Source organism: Desulfovibrio inopinatus DSM 10711, assembly GCF_000429305.1.
In the GTDB taxonomy this organism is placed as follows: Bacteria; Desulfobacterota; Desulfovibrionia; order Desulfovibrionales; family Desulfovibrionaceae; genus Alteridesulfovibrio; species Alteridesulfovibrio inopinatus.
Genome location: NZ_AUBP01000002.1, coordinates 308,320 through 326,344 on the forward strand (window position 1 = coordinate 308,320; position 18,025 = coordinate 326,344).

General features: G+C 47.5%; 12 protein-coding genes. 9 read left to right on the forward strand and 3 right to left on the reverse strand.

The genetic code is table 11. The features are described 5' to 3' along the window. Positions 1-46: 46 nt before the first annotated feature. Positions 47-358 (reverse strand): ArsR/SmtB family transcription factor, encoded by a 312-nt coding sequence (locus tag G451_RS0103715; RefSeq protein ID WP_027183204.1) that lies wholly within the window; start codon positions 356-358, stop codon positions 47-49. Positions 359-719: 361 nt separating this feature from the next. On the opposite strand from G451_RS0103715, the gene G451_RS0103720 reads away from it, so the two are divergent. The 4 genes from G451_RS0103720 (at position 720) to G451_RS32245 (ending at position 9,255) form a co-directional block, all read left to right on the forward strand. Next, positions 720-1,202 (forward strand): GNAT family N-acetyltransferase, encoded by a 483-nt coding sequence (locus G451_RS0103720; RefSeq protein ID WP_211236327.1) that lies wholly within the window; start codon positions 720-722, stop codon positions 1,200-1,202. 727 nt (positions 1,203-1,929) lie between these two features. Then, positions 1,930-4,896: a PAS domain S-box protein gene (locus G451_RS32240; protein ID WP_027183207.1), complete on the forward strand. Its 2,967-nt coding sequence runs from the start codon at positions 1,930-1,932 to the stop codon at positions 4,894-4,896. A 477-nt stretch (positions 4,897-5,373) separates the two neighbouring features. Beyond that, entirely contained in the window at positions 5,374-6,825 is a 1,452-nt protein-coding gene (locus G451_RS0103740) for an ABC transporter substrate-binding protein (RefSeq protein ID WP_051261097.1), read from the forward strand. A gap of 15 nt (positions 6,826-6,840) precedes the next feature. Continuing rightward, positions 6,841-9,255 carry a sensor histidine kinase gene (locus G451_RS32245; RefSeq protein WP_051261098.1) on the forward strand — a complete coding sequence of 805 codons (2,415 nt, stop codon included), beginning with the start codon at positions 6,841-6,843 and terminating at the stop codon, positions 9,253-9,255. A 256-nt stretch (positions 9,256-9,511) separates the two neighbouring features. On the opposite strand, the gene G451_RS0103755 is transcribed toward G451_RS32245, so the two are convergent. Next, on the reverse strand, positions 9,512-10,531 hold the full coding sequence (locus tag G451_RS0103755; protein WP_027183209.1) for a methyltransferase domain-containing protein: 1,020 nt from the start codon (positions 10,529-10,531) through the stop codon (positions 9,512-9,514). A gap of 386 nt (positions 10,532-10,917) precedes the next feature. On the opposite strand from G451_RS0103755, the gene G451_RS27400 reads away from it, so the two are divergent. Beyond that, complete coding sequence (locus G451_RS27400) at positions 10,918-11,367, forward strand: TetR/AcrR family transcriptional regulator (RefSeq protein WP_051261099.1); 450 nt, start codon at positions 10,918-10,920, stop codon at positions 11,365-11,367. A 19-nt stretch (positions 11,368-11,386) separates the two neighbouring features. Further along, positions 11,387-12,157, forward strand: a complete 771-nt coding sequence (locus G451_RS27405; protein ID WP_051261100.1) for an HAD family hydrolase — start codon at positions 11,387-11,389, stop codon at positions 12,155-12,157. 256 nt (positions 12,158-12,413) lie between these two features. Here G451_RS27405 and G451_RS0103770 read toward each other — a convergent pair whose 3' ends face one another. Further along, positions 12,414-13,658, reverse strand: coding sequence for a glycoside hydrolase family 5 protein (locus G451_RS0103770; protein ID WP_027183210.1), 1,245 nt, complete (start codon positions 13,656-13,658; stop codon positions 12,414-12,416). A gap of 1,087 nt (positions 13,659-14,745) precedes the next feature. On the opposite strand from G451_RS0103770, the gene G451_RS33550 reads away from it, so the two are divergent. The 3 genes from G451_RS33550 to G451_RS0103795 all read left to right on the forward strand — a co-directional run bounded on the left by G451_RS33550 (position 14,746) and on the right by G451_RS0103795 (position 18,001). Then, the gene (locus G451_RS33550) at positions 14,746-15,441 is read left to right on the forward strand and encodes a LytTR family DNA-binding domain-containing protein (protein ID WP_169727816.1); all 696 of its coding nucleotides are present in this window, start codon (positions 14,746-14,748) and stop codon (positions 15,439-15,441) included. A gap of 339 nt (positions 15,442-15,780) precedes the next feature. Continuing rightward, a complete protein-coding gene (locus G451_RS0103790; protein WP_027183214.1) occupies positions 15,781-17,439 on the forward strand; it encodes a hypothetical protein in 1,659 nt (552 codons plus the stop codon). 289 nt (positions 17,440-17,728) lie between these two features. Then, positions 17,729-18,001, forward strand: a complete 273-nt coding sequence (locus G451_RS0103795; RefSeq protein WP_027183215.1) for a CD3324 family protein — start codon at positions 17,729-17,731, stop codon at positions 17,999-18,001. Positions 18,002-18,025 lie beyond the last annotated feature (24 nt).

Below are 18,025 nucleotides of genomic sequence, written 5' to 3' on the forward strand. Positions count from 1 at the left end.
TAAAAAAAGGAGCACAGCGCTCCCTGATCTCTTGAATGCTTAAAGATTACAATTCATGAGCAATGAATTGTGCCAATTCCTGGATGAACGCTTCGTTTCGGCGATAATACGTCCATTGTCCGATCCGTTTGCTTTCAAGTAATCCGGCTTTTTTCATCATGGCAAGAAAACTTGATGTTGTTGATTGCGTGATGTCGGCTTTGGACTGTATGGCGCTGACGCAAACATACCCTTTGCCCTGCTCATTTTCAGGCAGGTGACACATGGGAGGGAAATACAGGTCCGGCTCTTTGAGCCATTTCAAAATATTAAGACGAACCGGATTGCCCAGTGCCTTGCAGGTTTCGTTTAAATCCATTGATATCTATATATCGTGTTTTCCCGATATGTCAACAGGAGAGAGCGGGTAAACAAAAAAATTGAAAAATGCTTCTGCCTGACCTTTCTCGCAATCTGAATTCATCGTCGAGCTTATGAGGTGAGTCTTGTACTTAGGAGGTATAGCATCCTATGAACCTGTTTTAGGGTTGATTGCCAGTTCTTTGGAATCTTATTATCATGACTTTTGAGAATCATAGGATCATTCGATCTCGTGCTCAAGGAGCTGGAGCCCGGCGTTCGGTACAGGCGCTATGTCATTACAATGAAGGCACCCAATTCGCGACAAAAAATAGCTGGGTAGCACGCACGAGTTTTTGCGCAGTATGTTAGACAACACAATGATGAATACTGAATTTATTATTACAAGAGCGACCGCGAGAGATGTACCAAAGGTTGCTACGATGGTTGGTGAACTGCTTACGGAAATTATGACGACCATTAATATTCAAGCATTTCACTTTGATCTGACCGAAACAATGGAAAGGCTCAGCGATTTTATCAAGAACGAGAAATACGTTGTTTTCGTTGCTTCTCGTGCAGATGATGGAGCCGCAGGATTCATCGCCCTTTACGAAAGCTATGCACTGTATGCGGAGGGCGCATTCGGGACGATTCCCGAGCTTTACGTTCGTCCTGAATACCGTTCACATGCGTTAGGTAAGCGCCTTGTTTCTTACGCCAAAACGTTTGGTTTCTCGCGGGGATGGAGTCGATTAGAAGTCACTACGCCGCCTTTGCCACAATTCGATAAAACCTTGGAATTCTACGAGCGTGAAGGTTTTGCCATTACGGGTGGTCGCAAGCTGAAGATCGCGCTTTGAAGATCTGCGTCATGGATCGCCACGTGTTGTGTTTTTCGCCCGTTGAATTTATCTGTGCCACATACAAAATGAGCTGCTTAAGGAGACAATTCCTTGGGAAACTTTCTTAATGGGTTGAGTTGAATGATTTTTTAGCATGATAATGTGGATCTCGTGGGTATTTGAAGCGGTCTGGCTTTGATTTGGTGTGTACCCAACCCACCTCCATTGCGCCCATCCTTTCCTTGTTCTTTGTTCGACAAATTTTTTTCGGAAACACCCAGTGAATACTGTGTGTGGATAAATGCGTGCATATAATTTCTGTTTCTGAGTTTTTCTTTCATGCTCTCATTGAGCGTCGTGAATTATTTTTAGACTGTGGAAATCCATCGCCGTGGATGTACGAAATATGACGAAGAAAATCTATAACGCTTATTTCTCATTTTTGGAGTAAGGAGGCTATGGTTTTATCTCTTCGTATATTGCAGGTGATATAAATGTTGAGAAGTAGATTGTGTTGATTCAAATTGAATACGATAGTCCTCTGCAGTCAAACGGATATCTTGTTTTTCAGTGAAGCTAGACACTCGGGGGTTTGTGTTTCATTATATGTTCGATTTCGTGTCTGACAGGGGCAAAGACGTCGCTCTCGGAGACGACACATTTTCTCAACGATACTATACAGAGGAATGTGTGAGAAGTGTCGTTGAGGGAAGTCCGTATCTGGCCGTTTGTATGTGGGGAAGGAATGAACACGCGCAATACGCTCTCGTTCCAGCAGAGCGAAAATGACTTTTTACAGCTTCTTTTCCAAAAAGTGCAGGGAAGTCTCGCCATCATCCAGGATGGACACATTCAGTTGTGCACCCGTTATTTCGCGAAAATGCTTGGCTATTCTCAAGAAGAACTGCTTTTCAAAAATATGAGGACTGTGATCCACCCCGAGCACGAAGACCGTATGCTCACGTATTACACCACACGTTCTCCGGGAGAAGAGGGGAGTCAATGCATTGAGTGTAAGGTGGTCACAAAATCGGGAGAAATATTGTGGCTGAATGTCTCCAGTTCTTTGGTTGAGTGGGATGGGAAGCCCGCCGCTCTCGATGTGTATGCAGATATAACCGAGTTCAAACATGCTGAACAGGAACTTCGAGAAAGCGAGGAGCGGCTTGGTCTGGCATTAGACATCGTCAACGAGGGGATCTGGGATTGGTTCGTCGAAACAAGTGAAGCGCATTTTAATGCCGCGTGGTTCTCTATGCTTGGGTACACACCGAGCGAATTTCCTCAAAGTTTGTCGACATGGGAGCAACTTGTCCATCCTGAAGATTTTCCCGAAGCAGAACGTCGTATCAAACAGCATCTGAAGGATGACACGCCAATTGATATTTTGTTCCGTATGTGCACCAAGTCCGGTGGTTACCGTTGGATTAATTCCAAAGGTCAAGTTGTAGAGCGGGATGCAGCCGACCAACCTATTCGAGTGATTGGAATTCATTTAGACGTTACCGATCGTATTATGGCTGAACGCGCGCTCAAAGAGAGCGAAGAGCGATTCAAAGCACTTCATGATGCATCGTCCGGTGGCATTATTATTCATGACCAAGGAATCATCATCGACTGTAACAAGAGAATTTCGGATATCTCGGGCTATGCCATAGACGAACTTATAGGAATGAATGGGATTCTCCTCGTTGCCGAAGATTCTCGCGATACCGTCATGCAAATGATTACCGCTGAGTATGAAAAGCCTTACGACGTCGTTGGGTTGCGTAAGAATGGTGAGAAATACCCACTCCAAGTTGAGGGTCGAAATTTTTCGTATGCGGGAAATATGGTCCGTGTCGTGGAGTTTCGCGACATTACTGAAGTTCGGCGGGCGCAAGAGGAACGTGCTGTATTAAAGGCTCGTTTGGAAGCCCTCTGGCAGGTTTCGCGAATGGTTGAGGCCGATTACGCCTCACTCTGTAATATGATGTTGCGTGAAGTGCAGCTGATGACAGCAAGCGAGTTTGCTTTTTTCGGTTTTCTCGACAAAAGCAACGAAAGTATGACGTTGCAAGCGTGGTCCCCGGACGCGAAAGCGGAATGTTCCGTTGCGGAAAGTAAAATCGTTTTCCCTATTCATAAGTCGAGTATGTGGGCCAAAGCCATACGGGAGCAACGTAGCGTCATTGTCAATGATTATGAAAATTCTTTAGAATCGAAAAGAGAACTCCCCCAAGGCCATATCCCAATCCATCGTCTGCTCATGATACCCCTTGTTCGCAATGGCGTGGTTGAAGCAATGGCAGCTGTCGCCAACAAGGCAAATGACTACACAGAGGAAGATGCTTCGCAGATCTCCGCATTTGTAACCAATGTCATGCTTCTTTTGGAAAGACGAACGATGGAAGAAGAGCTCAAAGAAAGCGAGAAAAAGCTTTCCATGGCCTTGGAAATGGCGCTCATGGGCCAGTGGGAGCTGGACTTGCAGACGTTGACGTTCACGTTCAATGAGCAGTTTTATAAAATTTATGGAACCAGCGCTCTGCATGAAGGCGGAATGTTTATGTCTGCCGAAACGTATTCTCGCAATTTCACTCACCCTGATGAAGCTGAACTCGTTTCTTCAGAAATTATTAAAATTATGAACCATGAATATGATGAAGAGCGCGCTCAGCTCGAACATCGCATTGTGAGAAGAGATGGTGAAGTCAGGCATATTGTCGTTCGGTTTGCTATCATAACAGATGAATTTAATCGTCCTATAAAGACTATCGGAGTCAATCAGGATATAACTTTACATAAACTGGCCGAAGAAGAGATGGCCAACCAAAGGAGGCGGTTGGCAGACATCATTCAGGGAACCAATGTTGGGACGTGGGAATGGAACGTTCAAACCGGTGAAACAGTTTATAACGAACGCTGGGCCGACATCATTGGCTACAGTTTAGCCGAAATTTCGCCCACGACCTCCGATACTTGGGTGAAGTGCGTCCATCCGGATGATTTGAAAGTTTCAAACGCGTTGTTGGATGATCACTTCAACGGGGACCTTGATTATTATGAATGCGAGGTTCGGTTGAGACATAAAAGCGGGGATTGGGTCTGGATTTTGGATCGAGGCAAAGTTTCCACATGGACAGCAGACGGCAAGCCTTTGCTGATGTCGGGGACGCATCAAGATATCACCGAAAAGAAGCGAGATGAGGAAAAAATACATCATCTTGCTACACACGATATGTTGACGGACTTGCCTTCTCTCAGGCTGGCGAAGGATCGTATTCAAGTCTCTTTGGCAACAGCTCAACGTAAGGGGGTGTTGTCGGCTGTTTTGTTCATTGATTTAGATGGATTCAAGGGTGTCAACGACCAGTTTGGGCACGATGCCGGGGATGCTTTACTCAAAGAAATTGCCAAACGATTAACGCAATGCGTGCGTAAAATGGACACTGTGGCGCGTCTTGGCGGTGATGAATTTTTAGTTATCTTATCTGAACTTCAGGCTCAAAAGGATGCTGCGGTCGTTGCGGAGAAAATAGTGAACACTGTTAAAGCTCCGTTTATGTACATGAACAAGGAAATTCAGGTCGGCGCCAGCGTTGGTATTTCCGTATGTGGGAAGAGCTGTGCGGAAATGGATATCGACCGTTTCATCAAACAAGCCGACGAGGCCATGTATTACATCAAAAAGTCGGGTAAAAACGGTTACACTTTTACGAATTCCTGTTGAAATAATACGAGCAAACTCTTTCATGGTAGGGTTGTTCTGTATATTCATACATGTGGTGCTGTATTGTAGAAGGATTGATGAATTGTCAGGATATATGTAATGGGTCTTGATCTGTCGACAAAACGGCTTGCAGGTTCAACTCGACAGAGTAATCATGTATTTTTTTAAAACATAGTGGACATAAAGCGTAGCGTCGATAAAATCGATTGCAATACCTGGTCAAAAAGAAGCTCTTTTTTCTGCGAAGGATTCCTCATTGTAGCGAGAAAAATCTATTTTAATTAACGCTCAACAGCGTGTATTTTCACTTTTGTATTTTGGTGATAAACAATTCAGGGCATTCTGATCATTTTACTCTGTGATGAAACTGCATAGGATATCTGTTGTGGTCATCGTGTAAAGAGAAAAATGATGGCACTTTGTTGTATCATACCGGTATATAAACTGGTTTCATCGTTTTCAAAATAGAGGAGAGTCATGGGCATTCGAGGACTTCTTTGGAGGCATTCTCTCTTTATCATTTTGTTTTTGATGTGTTGTACGCCAGGGCAGCTTTTTGCAAAATCATGGTGGACGCAGGCTGCAGAACCGTATGAAGGTATCACGCTACGTGGAATCAGTGAAAGCACGACCTCTTCTCGCTACGTCAAGGATGTCCTCTGCAAGAAATTTGAGGACGAGACAGGTATCAAGGTGGAGTTGGAATTGCTTCCCTGGACGGACATGCATGACCGGAGTATCCAGGATATGGCCACGAATACGGGGGTTTATGACTTCGTTTATGTGGAACAAGACATTATTTCCGCCTATCTTAAACAACAGTATCTTGTAGATTTGACCGTCGCTTTGGACAATAATGCTCGTCTACGTGCTCCGGACTTTAGCTTCGATAATTTCACCTCGTTTCTTGACTACTTTCGCGATGTCCAAAAGGGACATGTTTACGCTATTCCGATGGAATCCTTTCTCAAAGTGTTGGTCTATCAAAAACAACTTTTCGAAGATCCAACCATCCAAGCTGCCTTTGTCAAAGAGTACGGCTACGCATTGGCGCCTCCTGAAACTCCGGCCCAATATCGGGACATCGCCGCCTTCTTTACGGCATGGGGCAAGCAACATGGCCTGGAACTTTGGGGCAGCACGCAGCAAGCTTCCTTAGAACATCCTGCCGCGTTTTATGAACTGGTTGAATCCATTTTCCCCATGTTTGGCCTCTATAATTGGGGGATTAATCCAAAGACGCTTCGAGCCTCTCAGGTCAACGGCGGTACACTCAATAGTGAGCTGGCCAAGAAAGCCTTTCGATTCTGGCTGGATATGCTTCAATACAGCCCACCCGAGGCCTATGGATCGACGTGGGATGAGACCGTATTGACATACGCTTCCGGCCGTGCAGCCATGATGTTGATATATACTGAGAATCTTCCCTGGATTGCCACAGATCCAATCCGTTCGAAAATTGTTGGGAATATTGGCATTGCTCTCCCGCCTCTTGTTCCTGGAGTCCTCAAAAATGCTGAACAGGGGAAAGGGTACATTGGCTATTACGATGGAGGAGCCTTCGGATTGCCGAAAGACTCACGAAATCAAGAAGCGACGTTGCTCTGGTTGCAGTACATTGGTCGGCCCGAGCTTCAGGTCGACTGGGCATTGAATTCCGGCCGCGTTGTGCACCGAGCCACATTGGACGATCCTCAAGTAAAGGCCCAGGATAAACGTTTCGGTGGGTACTTTACGCTTTTGCAGAAATACGGAGATCTTTTTGCCGGCGCACCGCCCTTTGAATTTCATGCTGCCGTACGAGATGTCATTTCACCATATATCACGATGGCTATTCGCAAGGAGCTGACACCGGAGGAGGCTTTGGACCAGGCTGCTGTTGCTGTGGACACAACACTCCAAGAAATGGGATATGGAAGTCACTCATGAAGCGATGGTTTTGATATGAGTAACACCTGGTTGTTTTTCAGGTTCTCAAGCATTCGCAGTCGTCTGCTTTTGGCCAGCGTTCTGTTGGTCATCATACCCATGCTGACGGTGAGTTTTACCTCCATCTGGATGCAGTTGGACGAGGGCAAAGAACGCGTATTAGATCGGCTGACAGCCGTGGTGAGTTTCAAGAAAAGCCAGTTGGTCAGTTGGACCCAGTCGTTATTGCAGGAACTGGATACGGTGATGGGACCGGGGAATATGCGTTGGCATGCCTCGGTAGTTGTCCAAAAATCGCCCTCCCTTGCTCTGTTTTGGCAAGGTTCCTACAACAAAATGCAGATAAATCTCATCAGTTTTTTGACGAAAAGCCGGAGTGTGGAAGAGGTTTTCTTCCTGAACGCAAACGGCACGGTCGTCTTGTCTACCAACGCCGCGCTGGAGGGCGCGCAGTACAGCAATGCCTTCTTCTTCATACAAGGCATGGCTGGAAAGAAAACCGTCTCGACCTTGGCGCCGGGCTCACATGACGAACTCTCAGTTGTGGCGGCCGTTCCGGTGGAGACCGAGGGAGGCCTTGTCCTTGGCGTGTTGGCGGGGAAGGCTGATTTGGTACGTCTGGAAAACGTTCTTGCGGAGCGTTCCGGTTTGGGGCGTACCGGCCTTTCGTATCTCATACGAAAAGACGGCGTCGTGCTCACTCCCACTGGACATGGACTCAATATCAGCAATATCCCTCCACCTCCTTCCACGTATTGGACACACTCCCAAGATATGCCGAAAGGGCAGGAGTACACGAATCTCCAAGGGGAAAAAGTCATTGGGTGCCGTCTGGAGATTCCGGTACTGGAAGCGATGTTGGTCGTTGAACAAAGCCGGGAAGAGGCGTTTGCTACGACCTTCAAAGCCATGCGAATAGACTTTGTGGTCGGATTTTTCGCACTCATGCTGGCGGTGGGAGCAGGGTTGATCATAAATAAATCTTTTACCAAACCTTTGGCGGCTTTGACGGCTACGGCAGCCGCTATTACCGCCGGAGAGTTGCGATCCGAAGCGACTGTGCAGGGACCGGATGAATTTCGGCACCTGTCTACGGCCTTCAACACCATGACGCACAGGCTTGGTGAGTTGGTCACGGGATTGCAAAAGGAAGTGGCCGAACGAAAGAAAGCACAGGAGGCCACGCGTGAAAGCGAGGATCGTTTCCGTACGCTCGTGGCGAATATTCCGGGCGTTACGTATCGTCGACATGTAGACGACGATGTACGTTTGGTTGTGGAGTTCGTGAGCGATGAGATCAGCAACCTCTGCGGGTATCCTGCCGAAGAGTTTGTGGCGGACTGCGTACGAAGCTATGATAGCATCATCCATCCGGAGGATATTGAGAAGGCTCGACAGACGCTTGAGGAACATATTCGCTTACGAAAACCGTATACGTTGGAATACCGCATTCTCACGGCTGAAGGCAAAGAGCGTTGGGTGTTCGAGCGAGGTCGTCCCGTGCTTTCACCGGATGGCGAACTCCTGTTTCTTGACGGTGTTATTTTTGATGAAACCGAGCGCAAATTGGTCCAAGAGCAATTGGCGGAATTGAATAGACGGTTGGAAGATCTTGTCGAGGCTCGTACCAGTGAGCTCACAAACAAGACAATCGAATTGGAAGCAGCAAATGCGCAACTTCGTCAGCTGGATAATCTGAAATCCATACTTATGACGTCCGTGTCCCATGACATCAGGACTCCACTGACCTCGGTGTTGGGGTATGCCAAGCTCGTGATTAAAACATTCGAAAGAACCTTTATACCGCTGTGCTCCGACGATCCCTCCTTGCTTTGCAAAGGGGAGCGGGTGGCCGCCAATCTGCAAGTCATTAAAGAAGAAGGAGAACGTCTGACACGGCTGGTTAATGACTTTCTTGATCTTTCTAAAATCGAATCGGGGCGGATGTCCTGGAGTGACAGTCTTGTCTCCGTCGAGGACATGGTCAAAATGGCTTTGCGGGTACTTGAAGGGGAGTACAAGAAACGTGACAATTTGAGCGTTTCTGCTCAATTGGAACCCGATTTGCCGCAACTCTCGGTCGATCCGGACAGAGTGATTCAGGTTCTCGTCAATCTTCTGCATAATGCCATAAAATTTACGGCGCATGGCAGTGTGACGCTGTATGCGGAGCAACGAGACCAAGCTGTACGTATCAGCATTGTAGATACCGGCATCGGACTTACGACACAAAACATCGAACATATTTTCGATGAGTTCTACCAGGTGACCGCAGATACCTTAACGGAAGCAAACAAAGGCACTGGTTTAGGTCTTTCCATCTGTAAACGTATATTGGAACACTATCATGGCCGTATTTGGGCTGAGTCAGAGCAGGGCAAAGGCGCCACGTTCCACATTGAATTTCCCACCGGTCAGACTGAAGTCTGAACACACGTTGCTCAATTTCAATGAGTCTTCTGTCCGTGGATATGCGAGAAAGGAGGGACAGAATTTGACCCCCCTTTTGAGTGCTGCAATCGTTTCAATTCCAATACTGTTCACTCCAAAAGGAAAAAGGCCTGGGAGAATATTTCCCAGGCCTTATGCTTTTTCGTGAAGCAGGAGAAAGCACTTTGCATCCACAACCTGTGTTGCTTGTCGTTGCAGTGAGAGCTTCTACGCCAAAGTGATCAACTACTCGTCATTATGAAGGCACCGGTGCTTTTTGCGCTGCGATGAGGAGTCCGCTTCGTCGTTTGCCAGCAGGAGAGGAAAGGATATTCGAGAACCCTGCCGCGTTTAGGGCGTTTTTCAATTGGCTTCCTTCAATAAAATGGGTTGAATAGCCTGCCATGCGAGTGATGAACTGCACGGCGATGACGTAATTCTTGTCGAGATCTCCACTCGGATTGAGGTGATGAGACACGAACCATCCGCCTGGTTTCAATGCCGCATGAAAGATGTGAGCGAATTGTTCCAACTCATTTATGAAAGCATACAGAATGTGTGATGTTAAGATCAGGTCATAATGGTTCTCTCGAAGGTGATTCTTGCGGAGATCGAAGGGGATAGCGCTCAATCGTTGGCTTAGCCCACGATCGGCAATGCGTTTTTCGGCGGCCTTGGCAACGTGGTCCAAGTCCAGCAAGTCGCCCTTCATGGCTGGATATCGTTCCAGAAGAGACAGAGAAAACTCACCGTGGTTCCCGCCGATGTCACAAATTCGACCCGATTGATCGAGGCCTGGTAATCGGGAAATGAAGGCGATGGTGTCTTGTAAGGCGCCCATGTGAGCGTGCTGGAGGGTGCCGATCATGTTGTCTTCAAGTCCCCATCCTTCATCGACATCTTCGCGTATTTGGGACTTCCCCTGCAGCATCCTCAGAAGGTTATGCTGCACAGTTTCATTAAAGCGGGCATGGAGTTCAAGAGCCTTTCCCTGATAAAAAGGGGAGGTGGAGACGAGGTGTTCGCTGGCCGTCATAGTATTAGAATATCCATCTGGTCCCTGTTCCAACAATCCTTTTCCCGTGAGGATATCAAGAAGAGCTTCGGTTTCATTTGTTTGGAAATCATGCATTTCAGCGACTTGAGCAGCTGTCAGTGGACCATTGTCCAGTGTGTCGAAAATATTCTGGCGCACGCTTTCCAGAATTGCACCAAACACAACACGCTGCATCATGGATGTTTCGACAAAAGAAAAATCGGTTTTTGGAGACTGCATTGCTGAACTCCTCTTGGCTAGGGGGTGTTGACAGGTTTGATGATGAGTTCCTTTCTGACCTCGATCACCTCTGGCAGGGCCAATTCGTGAAAGAATATTCTTGTCGTTGAATATCCGTTGAAACCGTGTCTCAAGTTCAGTCTCAATGCTGATGACGGTTTATTTTGGGGGCTTGCATATATTGAAGGGATAAACAATCTGTTCGATGCAATGTCTGCGCTGGTTAGAAGTGTTTCTCTTCGGATCTTGACTCCTTGTAAGTGTAAGATTCTTCATCAACTCAAATGGATCGTTATTTTATCGAGAATGAAATTCATTTTCAATTTAATGTCAAGCAGGAGACGTTTATAAAAATGAAATAAGAAGAGCCAGAAGAAAGAAACGATGTGGATGGGACATTATACCATTACTTCGCGAATAAGATCGAGCTGCTTCAGATATTGCAAGAGAATTTTGAAAAAGAGATTATCGGTCGAATTCAGTCTCGTATGGAAAACTGTCCTGCAGATGATTGGCGTGGACGTATGAAAGCATGGATTGATGGGGCGGTGGATGCGTATTTCGATTTGAGCGAACTTCATGATATCGTGATTTATGGTTCCGGAATGCCGTTCCGGAATGCCATGGCTGATTCAATAATAACGAGACATCTTGCAGAGTTGATTCATGAAGGTGCCGAGGCGGGAGCCTGGCACGCTGATGATATCCGTTGGACGGCAGGGATGATGTTCTATAGCTTTCGCGGTGGTTGTGACGAGGCGATGATAGGAACTCAACCTGCTGAAAATATTCCTCAAAAACTTTACGATCTCTTTGTACGAATATTGGGTATGTGATTCACGGGGGAGGTGCTTCATGTCTGCGCGATTCATTGATAAATTTGATGTCCTGCTCTTCGATGTACAACAGACAATTATGTTCGGCGGAGATCGATTTGCGGCAACGGAGGATTTTTATGGTACATATCGAAGATGTGGAGGAAGTCATCTTTCTCCGGAAAATGTACAGTCTGCGATTCTTCGTTGCTTCGACTATCTGATGCATCGTTATACGGATGCCAAGTTTTTTGATTGTTTTCCTTCTCTGGAAGAAGCTTTCAACGCATCATGTCCGGACCTCAGGCAACAGTCCGAAGAGGTGGGGACTCTCGTAAAGACTTTTGCTTGCCATGAGTGTGGTTGTATTTCCGATGGTTATGCTGAATGTATACAGGAACTTGCGAAGACTCATCAATTGGGAGTGGTCAGTAATATATGGGCCAAAAAAGACAATTGGATTCAGGTATTTGAAAGAAAGGGTATTCTTGATTGCTTTGAAACCTTGATTTTTTCTTCAGACTTTCGAAGCATCAAGCCGTCCGTCACGTTGTTTCATGAAGCAATGCGTTCTTTCCCTTTGTCGAAAGAGCGAGTTGTATTTGTTGGCGATAGCCTTGCGTATGACATCGCCGGAGCCAAATCGGCAGGTATCAAGGCCATTCTCATCACCAATAAGACACCAATCTCGCAACGAATGACCCCTGAACCTGATTTTGTCGTTCCTGATCTCTATCATCTCCTCAAGCTCAATAAGGACAATCGGTTTTTTCTCAGCGGAGAAACGGAAACAAAGAAGGCTGGAGGATGAGTCTTCAGAATGGAATTGTTATGGAAAACCTTTGGTTTCAAAGTATGGGTAGTCTGATCCTTGTTTCAGCCTGATGCCTACAGCGTCGCAGCCAATGACCTGATGCATTTGTTCCAAAAGTAAACCGAACCACTGCCTCGGCTCACCTCCAGATCCCAGTGTTTTGATGATGTCACCGAAAATTTCGAAAGATAGGCTTTCAGAGGGGGAAAAGGATTCTGTCTGTGGGGCCTTATTTGGGGAGGGGGCCTGTAAGTTATTGGGCAAATTCGTGTTTGAAGACAGACCATAAAGGGTTGTCATGGCGCTTTACAAGTTGTTCATGAGAGGCACCTTCTTCGCGTTTTTTCCAATAGTTCCAGCCCAACTTTTTGGTTCCCAATTCATAATCCATTCCATCCCAATCGGAAGAACGGAACGAATAAAAGGCCCAATGCCATTTATTTTCATTAAATGCTGCTATGATGTCATGGAGATACGACTTTGCGCCGTGAACGCGGCGGTCACAACCGAACTCCTCAACAATGATTTGAGAAGGGGGAATGGCAAACCGGTCAGCCCACTCAATAACTGGTTGTATTTGTTGTTTTATACTTGAATTGTCCCACGCCTTTATTTTTCCGTTCGAATCTGTAGGCATTTTTTCAGGATAAGAAAAACGCCCTTTGTTGACACGAAATGTAGTATAATTCCACGGATAGTAAAAATGGAATGCATAAAGGACAGCATTGTCGGCAACGGGCACAAGGTATTTTATACCTTGTGCCGCAGCGTGAAACCAACCATCGAGGATAATTGGGGTATGAGGGTCCTCGCTGCGAATTGCCTCTACGATTCGACGATTGAACCTATTTAAATCTGATGCGGTTCCTAAATGCTGTTTCAGCCAGCTGCCAAAACCTTCATGATTCTCATTACTGAACCCATCTTTTCGCGCGGGATAAGGTTCATTTAAAGGGTTGTAGCCAACAATTGCGGGGTGGTCCTTTAATTTTGCAGCAAGCTTTTTCCAGAATGCAACAGCTTGCTGCTGGTATTTTTCCTGTGTCCAAAGACGATAATCGAACTTTTCCTTGTTCTGCTGGCGCCAGCGTGCGCCAGGAAGGCTGAACATGGTTAACACTATTCGTACGTTATACCGAGCTGCTGTATCCAGTACATTTTTGAGGCGTGAAAAATCCTCTTTGGGGATATCTGTGAAATTGTCCGCATCACCAAGCAAGAAATCCCGACCGTGAGGCTTTAATTTCACTGGACACAGCCGTACAAATTCGATTCCGGCATCAGACGCGGCTTTAAACCATTCTGCTGAGTTCTGTTCAATACAGCCATTTGCCCCTTTTCGCTGGTGTCCCCAAAAACTGATTTTCATTTCTGGCGACAAGCTCTCCAGCGTGGCGACTTGTCTGTCGCTTATCGTCTGCCCATGACACAAGCTGCTGCCAATTGTGACAACAAAAAACAGTGCCACACCCATAAGAATTGTATACTTTACTTTCATTTTTTCGGTTCTCCTCAAAGACAGGGGCAGAGATATACAACAAGAAGAGCCTGGGAGAAAATCTTCCAAGCCTTTGTAATGTCTGATGCTGGAAGGAATCAAGCTCATGGTCTGTTGAACGTCATGCCATTTAAGTCAGGATGGAATTTTTGTTATGGTAGCCTTCAAACCAGCTGAATATTATTTTGAACGTATGGACCTTGGCAGTCTATTCTATCAATGCTTGGTGCGAATGGTTTCTTCACAAAAACATTTGAGAAGATTTCATTATGAAATGCGAGACCAATGAGAGCGCACCGTCCATTCTGGCATTTCCACAAAGACTCCAAGTAATTCATTGTGAGGTCAAACGGCTGATCATGCTTTCGGGCGCATCCACGAGCGGCTGTTAACGCCGAGCGTAACTGTTGACGCATCTCAGAAGTAATACAGTCCATATCCATAATGTTATATTACCCGAGAGCGATTCATTTTGAAAGTATTTGGAATGAGGCAACTCGTTAATTTATACCAACCCCTCATTTTTCTTGGGAAAATGTCTGGTGGAGCTGGAGGGGGACTGCACCCACGGCCTCTTGAATGCCATGTCTGGATGATGATCGAAATACATTGATTTTATTCAATGTATTTCGATCATCGTCAATATTCTGAGGAGAAATTGTTGTATAGACTTGTCTTAGGAACGCCTGCTGTTTTGTGATGGAATTGATACCGTTGGAAAAAGGAATCAACCGCGTTTGTATGCAGGTTGGCGGAGGCACATACGCTTGCCGGAACCTTTCTTTTTCGTCCTTCTATGGGTAAACTCCGTGTGATCCGCGAGACAAGTCGGAGATCAATCGGAGACTATGGACGCAACGTGCCGGGTTCCTCTATAAAAACGCCTATCGACCTCACCAAGAGGATCAAGTCGCTCCTCTGCACTGAAATATCTGTGAACACGAGTGCTCCCAGATTCGTTTTGCAGTATATTTTCCTCTTTGCCGTTTTTTATTTTGCGATATTTGAGTATACGGCCCCACCTCACGAGATCGCTAGGGGGATAGTCGAATTCATTCTTGTCGCCTCTTCCTTCAGCGTCGCCATCATGCTTGTTTGGCTGTTCGCCGTCCTGTCCTCAAAGTGGCGACGAAAATCCTTCCAACCATGCTACTGGCATGCTTTTTTGCTCTTCCTGGCAGTCTATACCCTGAGTTTAGGGATTCTCTATTGCATCAAGGAGCTGGTCTACGACATTCAAAAGGCATGGTTCTGGCGATATTACTGGCGGCATCTTCCTTACGCCCTGCTGGGGTCCGGCGTCTTTCTGCGCCTCAGGCACAAGAACGCATTGATTGAAAACCTGATCGAGCAGTTGAACATCAAATTCGAAGAGATTCAGCAACAAGACCGTGAAAACGGTTGCCGCCATGAAAGCGACGTTCCATTTCGTATCGTCGTTTCAGGGCTGACGAAACAACTCGCCCCGTCCGCCATCACCCATATTACCGTCTGCGGCCATTATCTGGATGTCTATTACCAGGAGGCCCAAGACAATGAGAGGGTCTGCATCCGGAAATCGCTCAACGAAGCCATGGAAGCATTGCCCACGGGCATGTTTCTGCAAACCCACCGTTCCCATATCGTCAATTCCGGCCACATTTCCGGTCTGCTCAAAAAAGACCGGCGGTATTTCGTCAAACTTTGCGGCGACCGTTTCCTGATTCCCATTAGCAGGAGCAATCTCTCCCATGTCTTGTCCTTCCTGGAGAACCAATTGGGCGGCTCGGATCGCGCCCGCTAAATTCGCCCCGAGAGGAATGTCTGCCAGCGCGATATGGCGGATACCGCTCGCCATGTGCTCTCCGGAATTGCGAAAATGCCGGGAGCGGCGCTAGCCCCCTGAAAAACACGCTTTGCAATCCGCATTCTCGACAAGATCAGTCAGAAGAATTCCATAAGCACCCTCAAACGCCTTCCGTGCTCCTGTCCCAGAGGGCATTTCGCGCTCACCCCGCACCGTTGAGGACAAATTTGTACCGTTCAAGACAAATCACGTTATTTCAGGCCTATGCGCATTGTACAGCGCGGGTTGTTCCGGCATGTCTGCCGTAGAACCAAAAACAACCAGCGAGGATTTGCCATGACGAGACAAAAAAAATGGAAAAGGCTTGTTACTCCCGGGAAGATTATCCCGGCTCTCCTGGTATTGCTTTGCGGCCTAGGAATTTTCGTCGCCCTTGGGGTGTACGGATTCAATTCCCGACTGAAGGAAATGTTTCGCCTGAACCGGGAACTCCAGGCGCAAAATTACGTCATGTCGGAATTCGAGTACCGGCTGAAGGGAATAAGCTATTTGTGGGACAGGGGGCGGTGGGGTGAAGCGTTCCACCTGTTTAACCAGTACTACGACCAGCTGAGGTCAAGGGATGGGTTGGTCAAGTTGCCCGTCTTCGGTTCCACGCAGGAGGAACTGGAATTTTATCTGGACCAGCAAAACCCCCGCACTGGGGCATTCATGAATGACGTCTATCCCATGTGCGTCTACCACGGCCCCACCGAGAACGTGCTCAAGCACATAGAAAAGCTGTCCCTGCAGCTCGGCAAACCGGTTAGGCTCAAGTATCGGCTGGCATATCTGGACCAGATCAATACGCCGGAAAAAGTGCTCGCCTTTCTGGATGACGTTTCAACGGTCGGCTATATTGCCTCGAAAATGCCGCAGACGTCCTTTCATCTTGCCAGGGATATTTTCAGCCTGGCCAGGGATGAGGTCCACTACCGACCCGAGGATGCCGACAGACTCATAGAAAAGCACGATCTCTACCATTTTTCCCCCGAGTGGAAACATGCTGTGCTGCAATGGTTTTATGAGGCGCAGGACCCGGAAACCGGTTTGTGGGGACCGAAATCACCATCTGGAAAACTGCTCAAGCTGGACCTGAATAATACTTCGTCCATTCTCAAGGCGTTTCGAGACGGGGAAGGCAACGACATCCACGAGGAATTCCCCCTGCGATACGTGGTGCCACTGCTCAATTCCACCCTGGACTCGCTCTCGGAGCCGCCGCCCTCCGATGGCGACCTGGCCTGGATGCACGAATGGAACCTCAAGACCTTGAAAAGCCTGAGACTGATGACACGGTATTTATGGAAGGACATTCCGGCGCCGGAACTGGAAAGAGCCACAGCCCTGTGCAAAAAGCATATTCGGGCCAACTTCGAAAAGTACTACATTCCGCAGGAGGGAGCCTTCAGCTATTACCCCGGCTCGGAGCACGCTTCGCTGGATGGTATGACCGGCTTTTTCATCTTTCATGAAATCGGGGCGTTGTCGCCCGAGAAGCAGCGGTATCTGTGGGGGAATGCCGGGGATACCATCCAGGACGAGTCTGAGATTGAGGCATCCCGGCTCACACAGGCCGGGCTTCGATCCATAGCCGCCACCCACAACATCAACTCATTTCGCTTTTATCAGGACAATCCCGGACAGGACGACCTGCTTTCGGAGGCCAGAATGGTCTGTTATCCCACCCCGACATCGGTGCCGGATATCATTGAACTGGTACGGGGGCTGAAGCGATTTCTTGCAACAACGGATCAGAGCATGGGGAATTGGGTGTCCAAGGCGGATGTGAACGAACGGTTGCAGCCGGTGACCATTCGGGAGGATGTGGTCGTCACGGCCGACATCCCTGAAGCCGAGGTGCACACACTCCTGAGGAAGACGGGGACGTGCGTCGTCATCGGCTTCGACCTGCTGCAGATTCCACGCTACAGGCTTGTTGTCCGGACCCGGTGAACGGCAGGGAGCCAAGAGGGCAACTTCAGGTTGCCCTCAATACGAATTTCCTTATTCAGGCTCTGCAAATTGAGATGCGTCAACGACTGCGTCGTACCGTCGCAGTCGTTGACATCCTTGTGGGGGCCGTGTACCCGCAGAAATATACCATAACACCTTCAACAAGGATATTGGATGCGCAATTTGTTGGATTTTGTTTGTTATGCTTAGCAAGGGCTATTGCATAACAACGTAAATTTATGCGGCAATAGCCCTTGCTCGATCCTTATTTCATATGAGGAGGAGCATAATGGGCTACAGAAATGCGAACTCGGTGCTTCCGCAGCATCTACTGGTCGCCGTTCAGCAATATATCGACGGCGAATATCTCTATATCCCCCGTAAGGACGAACATAGAAAGCAATGGGGGGAATGCACCCAAAACAGGCAACGGCTTCTTGAGCGAAATCGTGAAATTGCAGCAAAACGCAGGGCGGGATATTCCGTCTCCACGCTGGCGGAGGAATATTATCTCTCCGACAAGGCCGTGTACAAAATACTCTCTGTCATGAACACTGATTGACGCTGAAGCGCTCCGGATAATTCG

Coding starts and splice junctions, on each gene's coding strand:
- G451_RS0103715 (WP_027183204.1), bottom strand. CDS start 358: ATGGATTTAAACGAAACCTGCAAGGCACTGGGCAATCCGGTTCGTCTT.
- G451_RS0103720 (WP_211236327.1), top strand. CDS start 720: ATGATGAATACTGAATTTATTATTACAAGAGCGACCGCGAGAGATGTA.
- G451_RS32240 (WP_027183207.1), top strand. CDS start 1,930: ATGAACACGCGCAATACGCTCTCGTTCCAGCAGAGCGAAAATGACTTT.
- G451_RS0103740 (WP_051261097.1), top strand. CDS start 5,374: ATGGGCATTCGAGGACTTCTTTGGAGGCATTCTCTCTTTATCATTTTG.
- G451_RS32245 (WP_051261098.1), top strand. CDS start 6,841: ATGAGTAACACCTGGTTGTTTTTCAGGTTCTCAAGCATTCGCAGTCGT.
- G451_RS0103755 (WP_027183209.1), bottom strand. CDS start 10,531: ATGCAGTCTCCAAAAACCGATTTTTCTTTTGTCGAAACATCCATGATG.
- G451_RS27405 (WP_051261100.1), top strand. CDS start 11,387: ATGTCTGCGCGATTCATTGATAAATTTGATGTCCTGCTCTTCGATGTA.
- G451_RS0103770 (WP_027183210.1), bottom strand. CDS start 13,658: ATGAAAGTAAAGTATACAATTCTTATGGGTGTGGCACTGTTTTTTGTT.
- G451_RS33550 (WP_169727816.1), top strand. CDS start 14,746: ATGCTTGTTTGGCTGTTCGCCGTCCTGTCCTCAAAGTGGCGACGAAAA.
- G451_RS0103790 (WP_027183214.1), top strand. CDS start 15,781: ATGACGAGACAAAAAAAATGGAAAAGGCTTGTTACTCCCGGGAAGATT.
- G451_RS0103795 (WP_027183215.1), top strand. CDS start 17,729: ATGGGCTACAGAAATGCGAACTCGGTGCTTCCGCAGCATCTACTGGTC.